Source organism: Cuspidothrix issatschenkoi CHARLIE-1, from assembly GCF_002934005.1.
In the GTDB taxonomy this organism is placed as follows: Bacteria; Cyanobacteriota; Cyanobacteriia; order Cyanobacteriales; family Nostocaceae; genus Cuspidothrix; species Cuspidothrix issatschenkoi.
Map to the genome: position 1 here is coordinate 13,665 of NZ_PGEM01000031.1, position 19,331 is coordinate 32,995.

18 protein-coding genes are annotated in these 19,331 nt (G+C 36.5%); 8 read left to right on the forward strand and 10 right to left on the reverse strand.

All coding sequences use genetic code 11. The annotated features are described in order from the left end of the window. The first annotated feature begins 57 nt into the window (after window positions 1-57). The 3 genes from CUN59_RS05435 to cysE all read left to right on the forward strand — a co-directional run bounded on the left by CUN59_RS05435 (window position 58) and on the right by cysE (window position 3,233). A complete protein-coding gene (locus CUN59_RS05435; RefSeq protein WP_243406879.1) occupies window positions 58-1,743 on the forward strand; it encodes a DUF3352 domain-containing protein in 1,686 nt (561 codons plus the stop codon). Between the two features lie 156 nt (window positions 1,744-1,899). Next, window positions 1,900-2,388, forward strand: coding sequence for a hypothetical protein (locus CUN59_RS05440; RefSeq protein WP_104386877.1), 489 nt, complete (start codon window positions 1,900-1,902; stop codon window positions 2,386-2,388). 92 nt (window positions 2,389-2,480) lie between these two features. Beyond that, window positions 2,481-3,233: a serine O-acetyltransferase gene (gene cysE, locus CUN59_RS05445; protein WP_104386878.1), complete on the forward strand. Its 753-nt coding sequence runs from the start codon at window positions 2,481-2,483 to the stop codon at window positions 3,231-3,233. A 109-nt stretch (window positions 3,234-3,342) separates the two neighbouring features. Here cysE and CUN59_RS05450 read toward each other — a convergent pair whose 3' ends face one another. After that, on the reverse strand, window positions 3,343-3,924 hold the full coding sequence (locus tag CUN59_RS05450; protein WP_104386879.1) for an Npun_F5749 family FMN-dependent PPOX-type flavoprotein: 582 nt from the start codon (window positions 3,922-3,924) through the stop codon (window positions 3,343-3,345). 308 nt (window positions 3,925-4,232) lie between these two features. Here CUN59_RS05450 and CUN59_RS05455 point away from each other — a divergent pair, with 308 nt between their 5' ends. From CUN59_RS05455 to CUN59_RS05465, 3 genes are read left to right on the forward strand one after another with little or no spacing between them, the layout of a single operon-like run. Then, window positions 4,233-4,901 (forward strand): hypothetical protein, encoded by a 669-nt coding sequence (locus CUN59_RS05455; RefSeq protein ID WP_104386880.1) that lies wholly within the window; start codon window positions 4,233-4,235, stop codon window positions 4,899-4,901. A gap of 48 nt (window positions 4,902-4,949) precedes the next feature. After that, window positions 4,950-6,875: a P-loop NTPase fold protein gene (locus tag CUN59_RS05460; protein ID WP_104386881.1), complete on the forward strand. Its 1,926-nt coding sequence runs from the start codon at window positions 4,950-4,952 to the stop codon at window positions 6,873-6,875. Window positions 6,876-6,881: 6 nt separating this feature from the next. Then, complete coding sequence (locus CUN59_RS05465; protein ID WP_104386882.1) at window positions 6,882-8,279, forward strand: DUF1802 family protein; 1,398 nt, start codon at window positions 6,882-6,884, stop codon at window positions 8,277-8,279. Window positions 8,280-8,347: 68 nt separating this feature from the next. Here the strand turns inward: CUN59_RS05465 and CUN59_RS05470 are convergent, their stop codons facing one another. The 7 genes from CUN59_RS05470 to bchD all read right to left on the reverse strand — a co-directional run bounded on the left by CUN59_RS05470 (window position 8,348) and on the right by bchD (window position 14,218). After that, complete coding sequence (locus tag CUN59_RS05470) at window positions 8,348-8,710, reverse strand: aspartyl protease (RefSeq protein WP_104386883.1); 363 nt, start codon at window positions 8,708-8,710, stop codon at window positions 8,348-8,350. Then, entirely contained in the window at window positions 8,707-9,024 is a 318-nt protein-coding gene (locus tag CUN59_RS05475; RefSeq protein WP_104386884.1) for a hypothetical protein, read from the reverse strand. Before CUN59_RS05475 ends, CUN59_RS05470 begins: the two co-directional genes overlap by 4 nt. Window positions 9,025-9,066: 42 nt before the next feature. Beyond that, the gene (locus CUN59_RS05480) at window positions 9,067-9,429 is read right to left on the reverse strand and encodes an aspartyl protease (RefSeq protein ID WP_104386885.1); all 363 of its coding nucleotides are present in this window, start codon (window positions 9,427-9,429) and stop codon (window positions 9,067-9,069) included. After that, window positions 9,426-9,743: a hypothetical protein gene (locus CUN59_RS05485; protein WP_104386894.1), complete on the reverse strand. Its 318-nt coding sequence runs from the start codon at window positions 9,741-9,743 to the stop codon at window positions 9,426-9,428. Before CUN59_RS05485 ends, CUN59_RS05480 begins: the two co-directional genes overlap by 4 nt. A gap of 88 nt (window positions 9,744-9,831) precedes the next feature. Then, window positions 9,832-10,875 carry an MAE_28990/MAE_18760 family HEPN-like nuclease gene (locus CUN59_RS05490; RefSeq protein WP_104386886.1) on the reverse strand — a complete coding sequence of 348 codons (1,044 nt, stop codon included), beginning with the start codon at window positions 10,873-10,875 and terminating at the stop codon, window positions 9,832-9,834. Window positions 10,876-10,881: 6 nt separating this feature from the next. Continuing rightward, window positions 10,882-12,051 (reverse strand): DUF262 domain-containing protein, encoded by a 1,170-nt coding sequence (locus CUN59_RS05495; RefSeq protein WP_104386887.1) that lies wholly within the window; start codon window positions 12,049-12,051, stop codon window positions 10,882-10,884. A gap of 148 nt (window positions 12,052-12,199) precedes the next feature. Then, complete coding sequence (gene bchD / locus CUN59_RS05500; protein WP_104386888.1) at window positions 12,200-14,218, reverse strand: magnesium chelatase ATPase subunit D; 2,019 nt, start codon at window positions 14,216-14,218, stop codon at window positions 12,200-12,202. Window positions 14,219-14,471: 253 nt separating this feature from the next. Between bchD and CUN59_RS05505 the strand changes: the two genes are divergently transcribed. Continuing rightward, the gene (locus tag CUN59_RS05505; protein ID WP_104386889.1) at window positions 14,472-15,146 is read left to right on the forward strand and encodes a Uma2 family endonuclease; all 675 of its coding nucleotides are present in this window, start codon (window positions 14,472-14,474) and stop codon (window positions 15,144-15,146) included. A gap of 394 nt (window positions 15,147-15,540) precedes the next feature. Here CUN59_RS05505 and CUN59_RS05510 read toward each other — a convergent pair whose 3' ends face one another. Next, window positions 15,541-16,038, reverse strand: coding sequence for a hypothetical protein (locus tag CUN59_RS05510; RefSeq protein WP_104386895.1), 498 nt, complete (start codon window positions 16,036-16,038; stop codon window positions 15,541-15,543). Window positions 16,039-16,124: 86 nt separating this feature from the next. Continuing rightward, a complete protein-coding gene (locus tag CUN59_RS05515; RefSeq protein WP_104386890.1) occupies window positions 16,125-18,359 on the reverse strand; it encodes a pre-peptidase C-terminal domain-containing protein in 2,235 nt (744 codons plus the stop codon). 505 nt (window positions 18,360-18,864) lie between these two features. On the opposite strand from CUN59_RS05515, the gene CUN59_RS05520 reads away from it, so the two are divergent. Next, complete coding sequence (locus tag CUN59_RS05520; protein WP_104386891.1) at window positions 18,865-19,161, forward strand: hypothetical protein; 297 nt, start codon at window positions 18,865-18,867, stop codon at window positions 19,159-19,161. The last annotated feature ends 170 nt before the right edge of the window (window positions 19,162-19,331 follow it).

Consider the following 19,331-nt stretch of genomic DNA (forward strand, 5'->3'; position numbering starts at 1 on the left):
CTAGAAAATCCTATACTATTTACGTTTGCCGAAAAGCTATAAAATAATATTACTAATGTGAACAGTCAAATCTCAACAAAAAAAAATATTAAACTTGGTTTGTTAGTAGCGGGTATCATCGCGTTGGTACTGATTAGCATAACCAGATTTTCCAGTTTTTTGGGTAAAAGTCCAGTTAGTTTTGTGGTGAGTAACTCCCAACCTGCTGCGGGGATGTTTGTTTCTAAGTTGTCACCGGCGATGGTGTCATTGTTAGTAAACCCTGATACTTTACAAACACTAGAACGGAAAGGGGAATTTTCCCAACTTAAAAACCGTCTGTTGGCCAAAAGTAATATAGATTATCAAAATGATATTAAACCCTGGTTGAGTGATGAAATTACTTTAGCTGTGGCCACGATAGATATAGATCGTGATCCAACAAACGGACTACAAACAGGGTACTTAATGGCACTAAAAACGGCAGAACTAGAAAAAAGCCGGGAGTTTTTGGAGTTGTTGTTTTCGGAACGGGCTTTTGCAGGAGCTAATTTAGGGATTGAAAAATATCAGGGTGTCAAGGTTATTTATGATAACTTTGAAGATTCGCAGTTTGAAAAAATCCAAAATCCAAAATCCAAAATCCAAAATAATTTAGCTGGTGCAATTGTCAATAATTTTGTTTTGCTAGCTAACCATCCCAAGGTGATCAAAGAAGCAATTAATAATTTACAAGCACCGGATCTGAGTTTGATTAGTTCTCTGGAATATCAAAAAGCTAGTCAACAAATTTCTGAAAATTCCCTGGCTGTAACTTTCTTAAATTTGCCCCTAGTTGGCCAGTGGCAAGGATTAGAATTGGCAGAATCAACCTATAATAGTCAAATTCTCTCTTTAATTTTAAGTTCCCAAGGCTTGCTGGCAGAAAGTACATTTTTAACACCTGGGGAAGTTATGCCGGCATCTGTGCCATTATCAAAACCGGTAACTGCATTACAGTATATTCCAGAATCAGCAGCTTTGGCGATCGCTGGTGCCAACCTGAATAATTTAGATCATAGCGATTTAGCGAAACTCTGGACACAAGCAACAGCAACTATTTATGGTTCAAGTCAAGATGCTATTTCTCGCTTAGCGCAACCTTTGGTAGATATTCAAAAAAGCTGGAGTTTAAATTTTAGTCAAGATATCTTCAGTTGGTTAACTGGGGAATATGCTTTAGCTTTATTACCTGATGCAGATCTATCTCCCCATTGGTTATTTGTAGTCGAAAAAACGCCAGATTTAGCAGCAGGTATAGCACATTTAGATCAGATTGCTAGTAGCCATGATTTAAATATTATTTCCCTAACTCTAGATGGACAGAAAGTATCTGCTTGGTCACAATTTACAGCGACAACTGAAAATAATCAATCTATTAATGTTGATACCACCATTAAAGCAGTGCATACAACCTTAGATAACTATGAAATTTTCAGTTCTGACTTAAAGACACTCACAGCAGTTTTGAGTCAAAAGCAAAAATCTTTACTAGAAAATACTCAATTTAAAAATGCTGTTGCTGCCATTCCCCAACCCAACCAAGGGTATATTTATCTAGACTGGGAAAATAGTCAAGATATTCTTAAACATCAATTACCTGTACTTAAATTTGTGGAAGTGTTAGGTAAGCCACTTTTTGAGAATTTGCGATCGCTTACAGTTAGCAGTTATAGCAGCGAACCAGGAACACTCAAAGGAGGAGTATTCTTACAACTGCATTAATTCTTTGTTTTACCTCCTGCCCCCTCCCATATCATGATACAAACAAAAAAACTGTTATTTGTGTCACATATTTTTGTGACATAGATACCACTAACTGAAGATTTATCTATTAAAATTAGTATATATGATTACTTTTATTGCCTATGGGGGGCTAATATGCAATATCATCATTTCCGGCTTCAGTCTCAATTGGCATGGTTGTTAACTTTAATGATACCGATGATCAATACATCTGCATCAGCAGAAACGGCGAATTTTGGCACACTGGCCTTATCACCAGGTTTTACCACAGTGCAAGGAACAGTATCGGGTTATACAGGGGGAAGTTATTCATTATCCGCTATTAGCAATCGTGATTGGCAAAAAAAAGCCTGTATAGGTTTTGCTAATCCTAATCCTGATCATATTCTTGTTTTAGAGAAAGACTTCGACCAATTGACCATCTTAGTTAACAGTGATGGCAGTGATACCACTTTACTGATCAAAGATCCTAACAATGAAATAGTGCGTTGTGGTGATGATACAGGTAGAAGCAAAGATGCCAGTATCACCGATAAAAAATGGAAAAAGGGAACATACCAAATTTGGGTAGGTATATTTGAACCAGATGTAAAACGCAATTACACATTAACAGTACAGCAATAAGTAACACTTGAAAGAAACAGTTTTGATCCCTAATTACCAAGTCAAGTTAAAATGGGAAAGTAGCTTGTTGTGCTATCAAGGGTACTATCTCAATGTTCTCTAGACTCCGTGCTGATTTTCGCATCATCTTTGAACGTGACCCCGCAGCCCGTAATTGGTTGGAGGTTCTGTTTTGCTATCCAGGTTTGCAAGCGCTAGTTTTCCACCGCTTTGCCCACGGGTTACGTCGTCTTGGTATACCCTTTTTCCCCCGGTTGATTTCTCATATTGCTCGATTTTTAACCGGTGTGGAAATTCACCCAGGCGCTGTCATTGGTAAAGGTGTATTTATTGACCACGGAATGGGAGTAGTAATTGGGGAAACAGCCATTATTGGTAATTACGCGCTGATTTATCAAGGTGTTACCCTGGGAGGAACAGGTAAAGAAAGCGGTAAACGTCACCCCACATTAGGCGAAAATGTCGTTGTTGGTGCGGGTGCAAAAGTTTTAGGAAATATTGAAATTGGTGATAATGTCCGCATTGGTGCGGGTTCAGTGGTGTTGAGGGATGTACCATCTAGTTGTACGGTTGTGGGTGTCCCTGGTCGCATTATTTACCGTTCTGGAGTCCGGGTTGCACCTCTAGAACATAGCAATTTACCAGACTCAGAAGCCCAAATAATTCGCACTTTAGTTGACCGCATTGAAGCCTTAGAAGAACAAATTCAATCCCTACAAAATCCGATAAAAAATCCAGTTTTAGTTGGGAAATTCATTGAAGAAAATGAATTACCAAAAGAACATAATTTCTGTAATCTTCGAGATAAACAGATTCAGGAATTTTTTGATGGTGCGGGAATATAGGCAAGGCAAACATTTAGCCCCTTAAATGCTCCGATTTCGGGGGATTTAGGGGCTAAATAAGTCTTAATAAGAAGACGATTAGGGAGGGGTAAAGATTTTTAAACACCTTCTAAGGGTTTATTGCTTGAGTTAACCATTCTTGGTTTTCATTGCGGTAGTAAACCCTTCTATTTTGTGGTTCACCTCGCAATTCTAAATGATCTAATTTGACTGGTTCTAGTAATAATAAACAAAACGTTGTTAATGGTTGAATAGTGTCTGGTGCTAGTGGTGTAAAAGCTTCTGGTGTTGTATTTCTGGGTTGTCCAGGATGAGGCCAGGCAAATTGTAATCTTGCTGCATCACTTAATTCTTGCCACATTTTAATTCTCGCTGGTTGTAAATGTGGATGAGAATTAGCAGTAACTAAAGTTAATTCTCCAGCAATACGGAATTGTTCTCTAGTTTTGGGGAAATACCAACAAATTTCTGCTGCTGGTTGTTTTGATATTTGTTCAGCTTTTTCACTCCGAATATCGGTAATAAATTTTAGCTGGTTGGTATTTTCTAGAAAACCCCTAAAAACAATTGTGCGGTTAGCAGGTAAACCATTTTCTCCCACGGTTGCTAGTTGTACATAGCGGGAATAAACCAGACTACGGTTACGGTGTAGGGCGTGACTAATAATACTTCGCCAAGGTGCAAGGGACATTTATACTAAATTGAATTTTCTTCATTTTAATGGGTAAGATACCCGCATCACAATATTTAACTGTGTAGAATTTTTGTAGAGACGTTACATAGAACATCTCTACTTTTTTAATGGTTAGGATAACACATTTATTTTTTGTGATTTTGTCACCATAAAATGTTTAAGTTCTGTAAATTATCTATTGCTTCTTATGTTGATAATTTGAGAAATTTATCAGGAATATGTAGAAAATCAACAAGATTTGGCTTTGATAAAATAAAAATTACAATCATGATTATAATAATTTTAGTTATTTATCACACATCATTATGAGTCCAAAGATCCAGGATTTACAGACTATTTACGCTAAAACTCGCTTGCTGCTTGCCTTGTGGGATTTGGGAGGAAGTCAACAGAAGGTAGCTAGGGGTAAATTGACGAAGCGGATAGTGTCTAAGGGTCAAAAGATGGCCGAGTATCAGGGTATTTTAGAGGATTTAGAAGCACAGGGGGCTATTACTGTTACTAAAAAGGGTTCTGCAATTAGTTATACTCTCACATCACCAACGGGTTTAGATGTGTTAAAGGCGTGTTTGCGTAGTGATGAGTTTGAGTTTAATAGTAATCTTGGTGCTTGGGTAGGAAATTCTTTGTTGCGGTTGTTGCGTCAGGTTGATGTCGTAGTTGCTGCGCCGGTTCTATCTGGTGGTGGGGTAATTGGTTCTTATGAGGAGTTTAAATCTGTTGCGTTGGATGTTTATGACAAGTTGAATAAGGATCACAGCCTAGATGATTTAGTACCTATTTATCGCATTAGAAGAGAAATAGGTGAACGAGTTAGCCGTGAAAAATTCAATAAATGGCTAGTAGAAATGCAAGCTGATGACATTTTGCAACTAATTGCCGGAGAAATACCAGACTTTACTTCTGATAAACGCGAAGATTCAATTTCTATACCTGGTACACAACTACGTTCTTACGCTAAACGCTTGAATTAATCAAATTATCCCCACAGTTTTTAGTTCCTCGCACCATACGAAATCACCATGACAAATACCCCTATTTCGCCCATAGAAGTAGTTAATGCCGCAATTAATAGTCACAATCCATTTACTAACGCTGGGATTGTTAAAGAACAGGATGTTTGGGGAAAAGGAGTCCCCGACGTACCCACATTAAATGCTCATGCTTCTAATCAAGTTTTTAAAGCCATTGAATTTGTTCGCAAAAGCAAGTCTAGTCAAGATAAAGTGACCTCAATTGCTATTACTGCACAGCAGGGAGTTGGTAAAACCCATCTTTTGAGTCGCATTCGTCATGAACTAGAAAAAGTAGGTGGTGCTTTATTCGTTTATGCCGGTGGTAATAACTATACAGACTTAAATTTTGTTAAGTATCAATTCCAGCAAACTTTAGCAGATAGTCTCAGTAAAACTGGTAGCCAACAAGTCATGCAATGGCAAGAGATTGCCGCAGCTATGGCCAACGAAGGTAGAGAAAATCCTCCTACTCCAGCAGAGTTAGTCAAAAGATTTGACCACGCTTATAAAAGTAGTTTGGCTAAAAATAAAAACTTAATGAATGCTCTGCAAAAACAGATTATTAGAAATAAGTCTGATGCAGATCCCTATATTATTCGAGCTATTCTATGGACACTTTCAGAAACACAAGCCCCTTTTGCAATTAAATGGCTATCTGGTGAAGAATTAGCTCAATTAAATGCTGATGAATTGGGATTACCCAATCCTAGTAAAACTAATCAAGATAGAGAAGCTGAGGCTCTCAAAAATATTCAACAAATTTTGAATTTAGTTGGTTATTACAACTCGATTATTATTTGTTTTGATGAAATAGATGTTAAAAATAACTCCACTGAGGATGGGTTACCAACAGAAAGTGTAATTGCTAATTTCGTGAAAATTCTCCATGATACTTTGGAAAATTCAGACCTTAGTCAAGGCGTGGTTATTCTGACAGTTATGTTACCGGAAACATGGAGAGATAAAGTAAACTCCATTCAAGGTGGTACGCCTGATAGAATTTCCAAATTTACACAACGAAAACCAATAGATTTAAAACCTGTTAGTGCTGATTACATGGTACAGTTAGCAACGGTGTGGTTACGAGAATATTATAGTTCAAAAAATTTAATTCCTCCACATATACTTTACCCATTTGAAGAAAGTCATCTGAGAGAATACGGTAAAAATAAACCAACTGTTAGAGAAGCTTTGCGGTGGTGTGCAAATAACTTTAAGGTTGAAGAAGAGAAACTTCCTGCTGATCCATTTGAAAGGTTTGAATTAGCCTTTACAAGAGAAAGTGACGTAAAGTTTGAAGAATATGTAGAGGATAGTTCTCTTATCGCTGAAGCCCTATATTTTGGCTTTAATACTTTAAAAGGAAAGATTTTGGAAGAGGTTATGATTCAAGAAATTACAAATGATATCAAGCCCAAAGCACACAATAAAAATTTTATCAACTTCAAAATTATTGGCAATGAAAATGGTAAAGAAGTAAAAATCGGTGTAGCAGTTATCCAAGATTCTCAATCTACATTAAATGCGTGTTTGAAACGGTTAAATGACTATCATACTTTTGATTTAACCCGTGGTTGTTTAGTGCGTTCTCATTCCAAAATAAAACAAATGAAAAAAACAGCAGCAACATATAGTTTGCTGAATGAGTTGATTTTACACAAAGGGGGAGAAAATGTAGATTTAATAGAAGATCAAATTCGCCCACTTGTAGCCATATTAGCTATTTATCAAAAGCGACAAAATTATAAACTAACAGAAGAACAGATTTTTGACTTTATCTCTCAGAATAAGATTACATTTGATAATCTGTTATTAAGAGAAATTTTAAGTGATCCATCTGGTGAGATACCTGAAGTTGATGATGCTCCCGATTGGGGAGATGATGATGTTATTGATAATGATGATGGTGGTTTAGATGAGTTATTTGGTTAATTAATTATGAATAAATACGTTTCAATTTATAACGCTTTATGTTTACCTGCGCCCGATGTTGAAGCTTTAATACAAGGGCAAATTATTGCCGCAATTCCTCGTAAATTGCTGACTTCTGGGCAAAACTTTGCTCTTTATCCTGTTGACACATCAGTAAATGTGCTTTCAATTAAAGCATGGGCTAAATGTGAACTTTGCGAAATTCTAGATCAAACAACACCATTAGATATTTTATCTCAATTAACAATCTGGAAACTAGAAAAATTTGAGGAAATATTACAAAATCGTCCGCATTTTTTCCTGGCTTATTTGCGAGTTTATCATTTAGATAAACCCTATGAAATTCCAGTTATTCCTAATATTCAAGATAAACTAGGAAAATTTGTCGGTTTACCTAATAATATTTATGTTTCCGAAAATAAACCTGTATTAAGTGATTATGTATTTAATCAACGTAAAAAACAATTAGAAAACCGCCAACCTCCCCTACATCCTGAACTAGAAGATTTACAAAGTGCATTATCACAAATAGCTAATAATAACCTAGTAGCGCAACAATTAGAACAGGAAATTAGAGTATTTTTAGGATGGAATAGCGAACCTGTTAAAAATAACCTAAAATCTGAATTATCCTGGATAAAAACAATTGCAGCTTTAGGAGATAGAAGCATAGAAAAAGATGAAGGTAAAAGCAACTATCAAGCGGGTACAGACTTTGAAAACATCTCCCGTCAAAGTTTAGAATTTTTAGGGTTTAAAGTAGAAAATGCTTATAAAGGTGGTGCGGGAGGATTAGATTTATATTGTTCCCAACCTTATCCGTTAGTATGTGAATGTAAAGCAGGTAAAACTATTCCTAGTGGTACAATTGAGGAATTACTTAAACTAGGTGGAATGCACTTAGGTGCAGATAAATTTCTGAATTCACCAAAATTAGTAATAGGTCCAGGTAACGCTACCTCAGATAATCTCAAATCCTCCAAAGGATGGAAAGTAAGTATTATTAAAGCTATGACATTACAAAAATTAGTGGAACTCAAAGCAAAATATCCAGGTGCGATCAACTTAATTGAATTAAAACAATATTTAGAACCGGGACAAATTGACGATAAAATTAATGAATATATAGATAAAGTAGAAAAAGAGATTAAATTGCGATCGCACATTATTCAACTTGTTAAAAACTATTTACAAAACTCAGGAATAGAATCTGCTGGTGCTGGAGTTGACGCTTTACATGGTGCATATTTTGGATCACATCCACCACAACAACTAAAACCAGAAGAAATGCACGAAATTTTAATAGAACTATCATCACCATTAACAGGTTACTTAGGAAGAGAAAAAGGCAACAACTGGAAAACAGATAAATTCTATTATTTACGAGACTTACCAATAAATTAAAAATAACTTTCTTCTCTCTTCTTTTCTTCCCTTCCTGTCCTTCGTTCCTTTGTGGTTCATTTCCCAAATTATCCCAAAGTCAAAACACCATCTGGAAAATTCACCACCAAAGGCAAAAATTCCAACCACGCAGAAGCCAATAAAATCTCCGTTAATTCATCTCCAGCATAAACAGGAATTTCATACTCTTGATTATCTAATATCATTTTACCTAAATATCTTTTAAAGGTAATTTCACCCTGAGCAGTTCGCAGAATTTCCTTATCTACATAATGCCAATTAAGTCCGTCTAAATCTTGTGTATTAATAGCCATAAAGCCTGTGAAACCACTATCAAATAAAGCATCCACAGGCAAACTTAAACCATTATTAGTAACTAACTCAATTTCAAAAAATAGCTGCTTCTTTTCACCAAATGTACCCTGGATCATATTCTCCCAGTTGCTCCAGATTCATTTAAACAAAAAACGCAATGATCAGCATTTGGGTATTTATCACGAGCTTTTTTATGTGCAATTTCTTTATCTTGATCAATCAAGTAATTACCACTATTTAACTCAATAGCAATATACCATCCATAGTGTTCTTTTATCAACTGAGGACGCACTCTTTCAAAAATTGCCCGATAACGTTGATACTCTGCTTCATTTTCTGCTTTACGTCTAGCTAATTCTTCTGGTGATAAACTTAATTCAGGAAAAATCCTTCCTCTTTTTGCTGGTTGTTTTGGTGTTATTTGAGTCATGTTTTTAACTCCATTTCTACTATTTTTATTTTATCAAAAAAATCATCCCAAGGTCAAAACACCAGATTCAAAATTCACCACTAAAGGCAAAAACTCCAACCAAAGCGAACCTAATAAAATCTCCGTTAACTGATCTCCAGCATAAACAGGAAGTTCATACTCTTGATTATCTAATATCATTTTACCTAAATATAAATCAAAAGTTTTTTCTCCTTGCGCTGTTATCAATTCTTGTTCACGAATAAATTGCCAATCTAGTGCTTCTAAATCTTGTTTATTAATTGCTAGAAAACCTGTAAATCCAGTATCTAACAGAGTCTCTACAGGTAAGTTTAAACCATGAGCATTAATCAAATCAATTTCAAAAAATAGCTGCCCCCCATCACCAAAATAACCCTCTATCATATTCTCCCAACTGCTCCAATTTCATTCAGTCGAAACATACAATGTACAGCATGAGGGTGTTTTTCTCGTGCTTGCTGACTAGCAACTTCTATATCTTGATCAACAAAATAATCACCACTATCAGGTTCTACGGCAATATACCAGTTATAGTGTTCTTTCATCAATTCAGGACGCACACGCTCAAAAATTGCCCGACAACGTTTGTGAAATGCGTCTCTTTCTGCTTCACGTTTAGCTAATTCTTCCGGTGATAAAGTTAATTCAGGAAAAATTCTTCCTCTTCTTCTTGCTGTTTTTGATGTTATTTGAGTCATGGGTTTAAAATCCATTTTTACTATTTTAATATGAGTAGTAGTATTTCCAGAATTTAAGGATGTTTTAAGATTGGTTTTGAGTACAAATTCAACTTGTCAATTGATATAGCTTTAATCCTTTTCTGGTATCAACATCAAATTTTAACCCGATCTCCATTCCTTGGGTTGTTTTAATCTCAGGGATTGACTCACCATTAATACTTTCTATTGTAGCTTCTTGACAGTAGGATTCTCCAACTAAAATAATAGTGCTACCAACTGACAGTAAATATTTTCCATCTGCGGTTAAAATAGCAGCTTGACGTTTTTTAAACCACTCTGTAATTTTACCAACTTCTTGCGCTTGACCAATTGATTTTTTCCTTTCAAGCACCTGATAATTTACTAATTCAGTTAGTGCTTGACATAAACTTTCAACAAAATCACATAATTCTAGCAGTGCTTCAGCAGCTAACCAATTATCTATATTTGTTCCATGTGCTGCATCATTTCGATAACTAATTAATGTATTGAGTTCTTTTTCAATCGAGGTTTCATTTGCTCTGATTTCTTCTATAAAATATTTTACATATCTATGTTTTAGAATCCAACCCCAACTATCAAAAATACCAGCATTTGCTAATAATTTCTCTAGACTATTTTTACGTAAATTCTGCTCATGAAAGAGAAAAGCTTGTGGTAATAGTTCATAGTTATCTTCACCATTTTCTCCATTTAATAATCTGTAAATAACTTGTTGTACAGATAGGTTATCATATCTAATATTATCTTTCTTCAATATTTCTTGCAGCAGTCTTCCTACTCCACTTTGGTGAGTTGTACGAATAGTTTCATTTAATTTTGAATAATTTGAATATAAACTTGGTAAAATAATTAACCAATCTCGAATTAAATCTTCTACAAATGTTTCGTAAATAGCATATAAACGAGTGACTACAGCACAGTGATCATAAATACGCCAATCTGTTACTTTAGGGACATCTTGAAATATATCCATGAGAATTGTTTTTGTGTCTTCTGTGTATTCAGAAACATCTCCAAAAGCAACGTATCTAATTTTATCATTAGTTTTAATGATGGAACGAATTGTAGAAATATTAGCTTTTACAGCCATGAGCAGATTTTGAAACATTGCTTTTTACTCTGCTATGGCTTGAGATAACATATCATCAAATAGTCTAATTCTTTCTTGAATATCAGACTTAGTTTTCCCACCTCCAGTAAACAGCTTTGATTTATCTTCTCTAAACATAATTTTAGTTCTTTCAATTACTTTTGATTTACGTTCTAGTAAAATATCAGCATTTTCTAAATGTCTACTAAAACCTACCATTACTGCGTCATAATAAGCTTTGTATGCTTTATTCTTCCAGGTATTAGACTGAGGATCGAAAGGTTTGAATAAATTCTCATCATATATTTGGTGAGATAGATTTATAGTTTTAATAAAAATTTCTGAAAGAAATTCTATATCTTGACCAGAAAATGATAGACTTTTCATCATATATAAGTCGAGAAATCCCTCCATACCATTACTAAATTTATCGGTATTACGCAATGCAAAAAAACGCAGAATTAATTCTACATCCTCCATCTTTTTGTAGAGGTTATTTCTCTGAATTTCTTCATCATCAATAGGTATATTCCAAGCTTCTTTAAAAATTGGATTAGTTGCTAATTCTAGCAATAATTGATTAAACTGACCATAAAATGAACAATTACGTATTTCCTGACGACTGAGTTCTACTCCTCCAGTATTGATACGTGCAAAAGCAAGCTGTTTGAGAAGTAGAGCATCTTCTGGACTAGATGTTGACTCTGTAATTAAAACTATAGTCGAGATAGAACGGCGATCAATTCCTGCTTTAATATTGCCAGGAAGTGTATTATATGTACGTTTATTGAGTTCTGGCCAAAGTTCTAAACCTGTTAATTGCAGACGATTTTCATAAAAATCTTTAAGAGCAGTAATTCTCTGTTGACCATCCATTACTTCATAGACATTATATTTCTTTTCATACAGAATAATGGGAGGTACGGGAATATTAATTAAAAAAGATTCTATTAGTTGAGATTGTTTTTTCGGATCCCATCTATTCCTTCTTTGATAAAAAGGTCTAAGATCCATATAACCGGGTTTCTTTAAAGATTCTACAAAAGCTGGTAGCTTTTCCCGGTTCATTTCAGTTAATATTCTTTGTTCACCTTTTTCATATTTATCATTTATTTGTTGATCAGACATAGTGATGTGGTTTAGAGATGGTGTTTTTTCCCACATCTTTTCTTCAGTTGGAGCTAGAAGTTGCATTGACTACATTCTCCTTCAATGGTGATAAAAATAGACCTATCTACAAATTAGTTTAACCTGATTAGTTAAAGGTAAAAACATAATTTCAGGACTTACGCAAAAAGAACCGAAAGTACGTAAGTCCTAAATTTATAGACAGGTCTAATAACTATTTAGATTTCATATCTGCGATCGCTCCTTTGGTCATAGCTGCGATCGCTTTATCAGTCGCTTTTGGTAGGTGATAATATTTACCTCCGGCTGTTTTCGCCAATTCCTTGGCAAAGCCTGTTGATACAAACTTACTCTCCGTATCAATTACCAATAATTGCATCCCTGAAGCGCGAATTCTGGCAGCAATATCTAATAATTCCGCTTTGATATCTGGTTTTTCTCCCGGTTCTTGGGGTTCGCCTAAAGAACGAGATAAGGAAATATTACCACGACCATCAGTAATTGCAACGATGACAACCTGACCAATATCTCCACCCATTTGGGCATTTATGCCCACACGCACGGCTTGAGTTAAACCATGTGCTAAAGGTGAACCGCCACCACAAGGTAATTTTTCTAACCTACTTTTAGCCAAAGCGATGGAACGGGTAGGAGGTAATAACACCTCTGCTTGTTCACCACGGAAGGGTATCAAAGAGATTTGATCACGGTTTTGATAGGCTTCGGTTAAAAGCTGCATCACCGCACCTTTAGCGGATTGCATTCTATTTAAAGCCATTGAACCAGAAGCATCAACCACAAACACCACTAAAGCGCCGGCTTTTCTCACTAACCGTTTAGAACGCATATCACCCTGTTCAACAATAACCTTTTTATCTGGTTGTCTAGCACGACGTGCTTTTTGATATGGGGCTGCGGCTCGCAATGTGGCATCTACGGCAATGCGTTTTACCTTACCTTTGGGTAACATCGGCTTAATGTAACGTCCCCGGTCATCGGAAAAGATAATACTGCGACTGCCAGATTTACCTTGACGTTGTGCCATCTGTGTAAAATAAAGCACTTCTGGATCAAGAATTACCCCTTCTGGATCAAAAACAAACTCTTCAGGAATGTCTGGAGGTTCTTGCTGTTCCTGTTCTTCCTGTTGTTCTTCCTGTTCTTCCTGTTCGTCTTCTTGTTGTTCTTCTGAGTCGTCTTGACTTTGGGGTGGTGGAGGTGGAGGTGGTGGTTGGTCTGGTGGTGGAGTTTGAATGATCGTGGTTCTGGGAACTATCACCAATTCCACAGCGCGACGTAAATCTTCAGCACTAACGGTATTACGTCCTTCTAAAGCTGCTGCTGCTTTGGCAACACGCACCGCAAACAGTTCGGCGCGGTGTCCTTCCACACCTGCGCGAATAGCTTCGTTAACGAGGTAGGTAATTTGTTCTGGGGTGATGGTGACTTCTTTTAACCATTCCCGCGCTAGGATAATTTGGGTTTTGAGGGAGTCTATGTCTTCGCTGTATTGTTGCAGAAATTCTGAGGGAGATTTGGAATAGGCGATCGCTTGTTCCACTGCCTGTACTCTTTGATCTATACCCAGAACTCCGTCTGCTGATAGGGCGATCGCTATTCTATCAAGTAAGTGTTCCCTGAGTGCCCCTTCTTCCGGGTTGTAAGTTGCAATAAACAACGGTTTGCAACAATGTTGAAAACTTATTCCTTCCCGTTCAATTTGATTCCGTCCGTCTGATAATACTGATAATAGTTGGTTACTAATTTGGTCATCTAGTAAATTAATTTCATCCACATACAACACACCTCGGTTAGCTGTAGCGAGTAATCCCGGTTGAAAAACCGTATCACCTTGTTTAACCGACTGTTCCACATCCACAGAACCTAAAAGTCTGTCTTCCGTAATACCCAGAGGAATTTGCAAAAAAGGTGCAGGGATAATTTCCGTCTCTATCTCTTGTCTTTCTTCCGCTAAAAGCTTATCATCCCATTCTTCTGGGTGGTTGGGGTCACAGTTGCTAACAGAACCTTTCACAACTTCAATAGGTGGTAGCAAAGCGTGAATAGCACGCGCCATCACAGATTTAGCCGTGCCACGACGACCTGCAATTACCACGCCCCCCAAAACGGGATCAACTGCTGTCAAAAGTAAGGCTATCTTAATGGCTTCTTGACCAACCACAGCAGCCAAGGGAAAAGCAGTTATTGTCGGGGTCAGAGTAGGCGATCGCATTGTTTCCTTAATAGTTATTATAGTTTTAGCATAGCAATTCCTGACACATTTTACTAAAACAGCAGAAGCCTCTCACCTGCTCGAAAACAGGCGATAAGTAATAGAGGAAGAAAGAAATCTACTACTACGCTTTCTGTTCGACAGGAAACCTTCAGATCAGTGTGGGTAGTTCACATATAATTACTAATAGATTCATCAGTGCCACTGTCAAGTTAAAAAATTTATTTACCTTGGGTAAAATGGAGCTACAGAAATGGTACAACAACTCACACCAGAAACCAAACCAGAAATCATCTACCCTGATAGTGATGGAAATCCCATGGCTGATAATACAGAACATTATGAATGGATAGTTAAAATTAAAGAAAATTTAGAAATATTATTTGCATCAGAAAATGATGTTTTCATCGCAGGTGATTTACTTTGGTATCCAGTTGAGGGAAGTGTAAAAACTCGTCAAGCACCTGATATTATGGTGATTTTCGGTAGACCAAAAGGTAAAAGAGGCTCTTATAAACAATGGGAAGAAAATAATGTTGCACCTCAAGTAGTATTTGAAATTCTATCTCCAGGAAATCGTAGTCAAGAAATGGCAAAGAAACTCCTTTTTTATCAACGTCATGGCGTGGAAGAATACTATGTTTATAATCCAGACAAAATCGAATTAACAGGTTTTATCCTTGAACAAGCATGGCTAGAAGAGATTGAAGAAATCAAGAATTGGGTAAGTCCCCGTTTAGGAATACGGTTTGAATTAACAGCAAATAATTTAGAAATTTATTATCCTGAAGGACGGAAGTTCCTCACATCTCTAGAATTAAATCAACGTGCAGAACAGGAATATCAACGTGCAGAACAAGAACGTCAAAATTATCAAACCTTATTAGCAAAGTTGCAAGCTAAAGGTATTGATATCAATACACTTTAAAAAATGGAATAAGTAGGTTAGCGTTAAAAATTGTCGTTGGGGCAACGGAGAAGAGAGTTTTCGGCGATTTTACTTTTCTTCACATACCTTTAAATTTTTCGGTTCACCTACTTAGGGCTTGCTGAATAAACCAAAAACCTAGATATATTAAGAGTTTCAGGTTTAAAAAAGTGAATTAGGTGCAAGGAATAAGCATTGAAACCATTAAAAACCTATCACTTTCTCAGATTCGAGACTATTCTTATCTCCTCCTAATTCTTCCTCGGTGACTCGGTGACTCGGTGACTCCTGACTCGTTAACACACTAGTACCGCAAGTCAAAAGTCAAAAGTCAAAAATAATATGGCGTAAGCTTTTTTAAGATTTAATTTTTAATTCCGCCCTGCGGTACTAGCTAATGTCTATCAACCTCAACAGATTGAGATTCAATTTTATTAACTTCTTCTCCGATTTGATAGGTAATTATTGCTTTTACTCGATCTTTTCCAGAATAGCCAGTTTTATTAGTTAAACGAATATCAATTACCGAATTTTCTAAAGGTTTTAATTCAATTTGTTTTGGCTGAAAACTAAAAGATTGTAATTTATGATCAGAAACATTACGAACTTCAATATTTTTAATGATCACCGTTTTATTTTTCAGATCATGATTTTCTAAGTTGACAAATACAGTCGCAAAACCAATATCTCGATTCTTTTGGGGAGGAATACCTAAAGGTGGTAATTTATTCTCTTGAGACAGTAAAGAAACTTTAATCATAACTTTCTTATTAACAGCTTGTGACTGTAAGTGTGAAGATGGTTGACTGTACAAATCTCTAGGTAAATAATTACAAGAATTTACCATACCGTCAAAACCGAATAAACTAAAAAGCAATAATAACGATTTCAACCACATCACCTCCAATTATTCAAATCACTATTAAACCAGTAAACAGCAGTATAAACATTAATTATTTATACTGCTTTGAACTATGTCTATGTATTAGACCACTGAACAATCGCTCTCAAAGATAATAATTGAGACCAAGTGACATTAGCATGGCTAGAACCCCAAGGATTTCGTAAGTAAAAAGTTTGATTAGTGGAATTATAAGATGTAATGGTGTAAGCATGACCATTAACCACACCATAACCAGCACCATAGACAAAACCCGCTGTTAACACCTGATTAGAATTAACCAAATTAATCAGTTGAGCTTGAGTCATATTGCCGACAGATTGGGAAGTAGCACTTAATCCTGTTACCTGGCGAATTACTGTATCCATCCAACCACCTTCTATAGCTGCATAGGAGTTATTAGAAGTGCTAGAACGACTCCAACCAGATTCAGCCAACTGGGCATAGGCTTTTTCTGCTAAAGCTACCCAAAGTTCATTGCTAGTGGAAGTAACAGAGCCTCCACCCCAACCAGCATAAGCGGCAGAATTTCCAGAGGTTGGTAAGTAGCGATCTACTGTGACATAATCAGCTACACCATTGTTATAAAAACGCACGGTGAAGGTATTATCACCATTGTCCGTAAACATATTTTGGATGTACGCAGGTTTTTCCTGGGCAAGAGAAGCTAAAGTTGCTACATAATAGCAATCTCCCACCGCCCCTTGGCGAATGTCATCAGCACTAGCACCATTTTGGAACAGAGAACCACTAACATATTGATAGGTATAACCTGTGACTGGGCGATTAGTTCCTAAGAACCACTTACCAATCAGATTTTCCATTTGGGTACCACTACTACCAGCAGACAAGTTACCAATACCGGAACGAGTGTTAGCAACGTCACTATTAGCAATCTTATTAGATAGGACTCTCACAGAATCAGCCATAGTGAAGCGGGTAGAGTTTGTAACTAAAGTCCGTACGTCATTTAACTCATTGGCATCAATTACATTACCATCTTTAGCATCACGGAAAATGGCAATCATATCATTGCGACTCAAATTACCATCAGCAGCTAAGGAACGGGCTAAAGTGATAATTTGAGCATCTCGTAGATTCTGACTGTACCAATCTGTCGGAGTTGGTGTGGGAGTTGGTGTTGGTACAACAGCAGTGGCATTTAACGACAAACTGTAATTAGTATTACCACTAAACTGATATACCCGCACATAATAAGTACCTGCACTCAACTGACGAGTAATTGATTCAGAAGTGGTGCCACTATTTGCAGAAGTGGTAACTATACCTCCAGAACTATTGAGTAATTGAACATCCGCATTGGCACTCAAGCCTGTTAAACTTAAACTAAAGTTACTTTGTGTTCCCACATTGAAACTATAGTAATCGTTAGTATCAGCACTCCCTACCCAGTCACTAAAACTTTGAGTTGTTGTTAATCTGCCAACAGCACGGGTTGCAGCTAGGGTATTTCCCGCATTATCAGCAGGTGTAACAGCAGTAGCATTTAACGACAAACTATAATTAGTATTACCACTATACTGATATACCCGCACATAATAAGTACCTGCGCTCAACTGACGAGTAATGGATTCAGAGGAACTGTTCCAATTATAAGAACCAGAAATTACACCACCAGAACTACTGAGCAATTGAACATCCGCATCGGCACTCAAGCCTGTTAAACTCAAACTAAAGTTACTTTGTGTTCCCACATTGAAACTATAGTAATCGTTAGTATCAGTACTTCCTACCCAGTCACTAAAACTTCGAGTTGCTGTTAATGCCCCAACAGCACGGGCTGTAGCTAGGGTATTTCCTGCATTATCAACAGGTGTAGCAGTAGCATTTAAGGACAAACTGTAATTAGTATTACCACTAGACTGATATACCCGCAGATAATAAGTACCCGCACTCAACTGACGAGCAATTGATTCAGAAGTAGTGCCACCATTTTGAGAAGTAGTAATTACACTACCAGAACTATTGAGTAATTGAACATCCGCATTGGCACTCAAGCCCGTTAAACTCAAACTCCAGTTACTTGGTGTTCCCACACTGAAACTATAGTAATCGTTAGTATCAGTACTTCCTACCCAGTCACTAAAACTTCGAGTTGCTGTTAATGTCCCAACAGCACGGGCTGTAGCTAGGATATTTCCCGCATTATCAAGAGTTGTATTTAAAGGCGGGAGTTGCCCTAAACCAAGTGGTGTTGGATTAGGATTGAAAGGATCTTTATCCAAATAAGTTAGGGAATTACCCAATCCTGTTAAAGAGGAATCAAAAGGCTTTTCAGAATTATTAAACATAATGTAACCCTAAATAATTTATAAAAATCTTGATTACATAGGGTGGACAATGCAGACTGTATTCAGATTTTAGTCAGCAATGCTCATCTCAGGTGTACTTCAAAAATTAAATATTACATTCTCATACATAAAATGACTTATGCCAACTTGGCTACAGTAAAAAATACTATTTTAGTAAAAGTTTTTATACTAAAGTTATGCAAAAGTTACGCAAGAATGACGTAAAAGCCTTAATTTGCCCTATGGTGACTTATTTTAATTTGTAAATCTTAATACTTATTCGTGATTCTGCGTGAGAAAAAATGTAAAGTGGATACTGCGATAGATTAATACTTACAGCATATTTCATGCAAATGAGGTACAACCATAATCAAACTTTTGCGGTGCGGGTATACTATGGCTAACACCATGCTACGCGAACGACAAGCTCAGTACAAGTCTTGCCCGCAAAATGTATACCTCATACCTTCGCAAACTGCTGTAAGTCCTATTTTATTAATTATTTATGAGATGTAGAATTGAAAATAACATTTTATTTATTGATTATCAAGACCTACCAGAATTTAAAAAAGGTGGTTCTGTAGTGAGAAATTCTTACTTTTGGGCATTGCGTTCCATTGCTGGACGTGCTAAACGTTATAGTGATTGGGAATACGAACCAGAAGTTTGGGTTGCACTAGAAAGAATGCTTTTATCATTTACTGAATCTGGGTATTTAGGTTATAGAGAAACAACCTTAGAATTTCCACTTTCACAAGGTGAAATTCCCAGTGTATTACGCAATGTAGCAACTTGGGAATAATTCACCGGATATTCAGTTTGAATTCCTACTTCTTTGCAAAACAAACAATCACATCCTAAATTAGGGTTTGCTGAACAAAGCTATAACCGTTTATTAATAGGGGTTTCGCGGATTTTAAGAACAAGCAAGTGCAAGGTTTTGGCAAATGAAGTCTCAAAACAGTTGCATTT

Excerpts from the sequence above, each read along its gene's own strand:
- cysE (WP_104386878.1), top strand. The coding sequence starts at position 2,481 with ATGTTCTCTAGACTCCGTGCTGATTTTCGCATCATCTTTGAACGTGAC.
- CUN59_RS05455 (WP_104386880.1), top strand. The coding sequence starts at position 4,233 with ATGAGTCCAAAGATCCAGGATTTACAGACTATTTACGCTAAAACTCGC.
- CUN59_RS05475 (WP_104386884.1), bottom strand. The coding sequence starts at position 9,024 with ATGACTCAAATAACACCAAAACAACCAGCAAAAAGAGGAAGGATTTTT.
- CUN59_RS05470 (WP_104386883.1), bottom strand. The coding sequence starts at position 8,710 with ATGATCCAGGGTACATTTGGTGAAAAGAAGCAGCTATTTTTTGAAATT.
- CUN59_RS05505 (WP_104386889.1), top strand. The coding sequence starts at position 14,472 with ATGGTACAACAACTCACACCAGAAACCAAACCAGAAATCATCTACCCT.
- CUN59_RS05490 (WP_104386886.1), bottom strand. The coding sequence starts at position 10,875 with ATGTTTCAAAATCTGCTCATGGCTGTAAAAGCTAATATTTCTACAATT.
- CUN59_RS05520 (WP_104386891.1), top strand. The coding sequence starts at position 18,865 with ATGAGATGTAGAATTGAAAATAACATTTTATTTATTGATTATCAAGAC.
- CUN59_RS05480 (WP_104386885.1), bottom strand. The coding sequence starts at position 9,429 with ATGATAGAGGGTTATTTTGGTGATGGGGGGCAGCTATTTTTTGAAATT.
- CUN59_RS05460 (WP_104386881.1), top strand. The coding sequence starts at position 4,950 with ATGACAAATACCCCTATTTCGCCCATAGAAGTAGTTAATGCCGCAATT.
- bchD (WP_104386888.1), bottom strand. The coding sequence starts at position 14,218 with ATGCGATCGCCTACTCTGACCCCGACAATAACTGCTTTTCCCTTGGCT.
- CUN59_RS05485 (WP_104386894.1), bottom strand. The coding sequence starts at position 9,743 with ATGACTCAAATAACATCAAAAACAGCAAGAAGAAGAGGAAGAATTTTT.
- CUN59_RS05450 (WP_104386879.1), bottom strand. The coding sequence starts at position 3,924 with ATGTCCCTTGCACCTTGGCGAAGTATTATTAGTCACGCCCTACACCGT.
- CUN59_RS05440 (WP_104386877.1), top strand. The coding sequence starts at position 1,900 with ATGCAATATCATCATTTCCGGCTTCAGTCTCAATTGGCATGGTTGTTA.
- CUN59_RS05495 (WP_104386887.1), bottom strand. The coding sequence starts at position 12,051 with ATGCAACTTCTAGCTCCAACTGAAGAAAAGATGTGGGAAAAAACACCA.
- CUN59_RS05465 (WP_104386882.1), top strand. The coding sequence starts at position 6,882 with ATGAATAAATACGTTTCAATTTATAACGCTTTATGTTTACCTGCGCCC.
- CUN59_RS05515 (WP_104386890.1), bottom strand. The coding sequence starts at position 18,359 with ATGTTTAATAATTCTGAAAAGCCTTTTGATTCCTCTTTAACAGGATTG.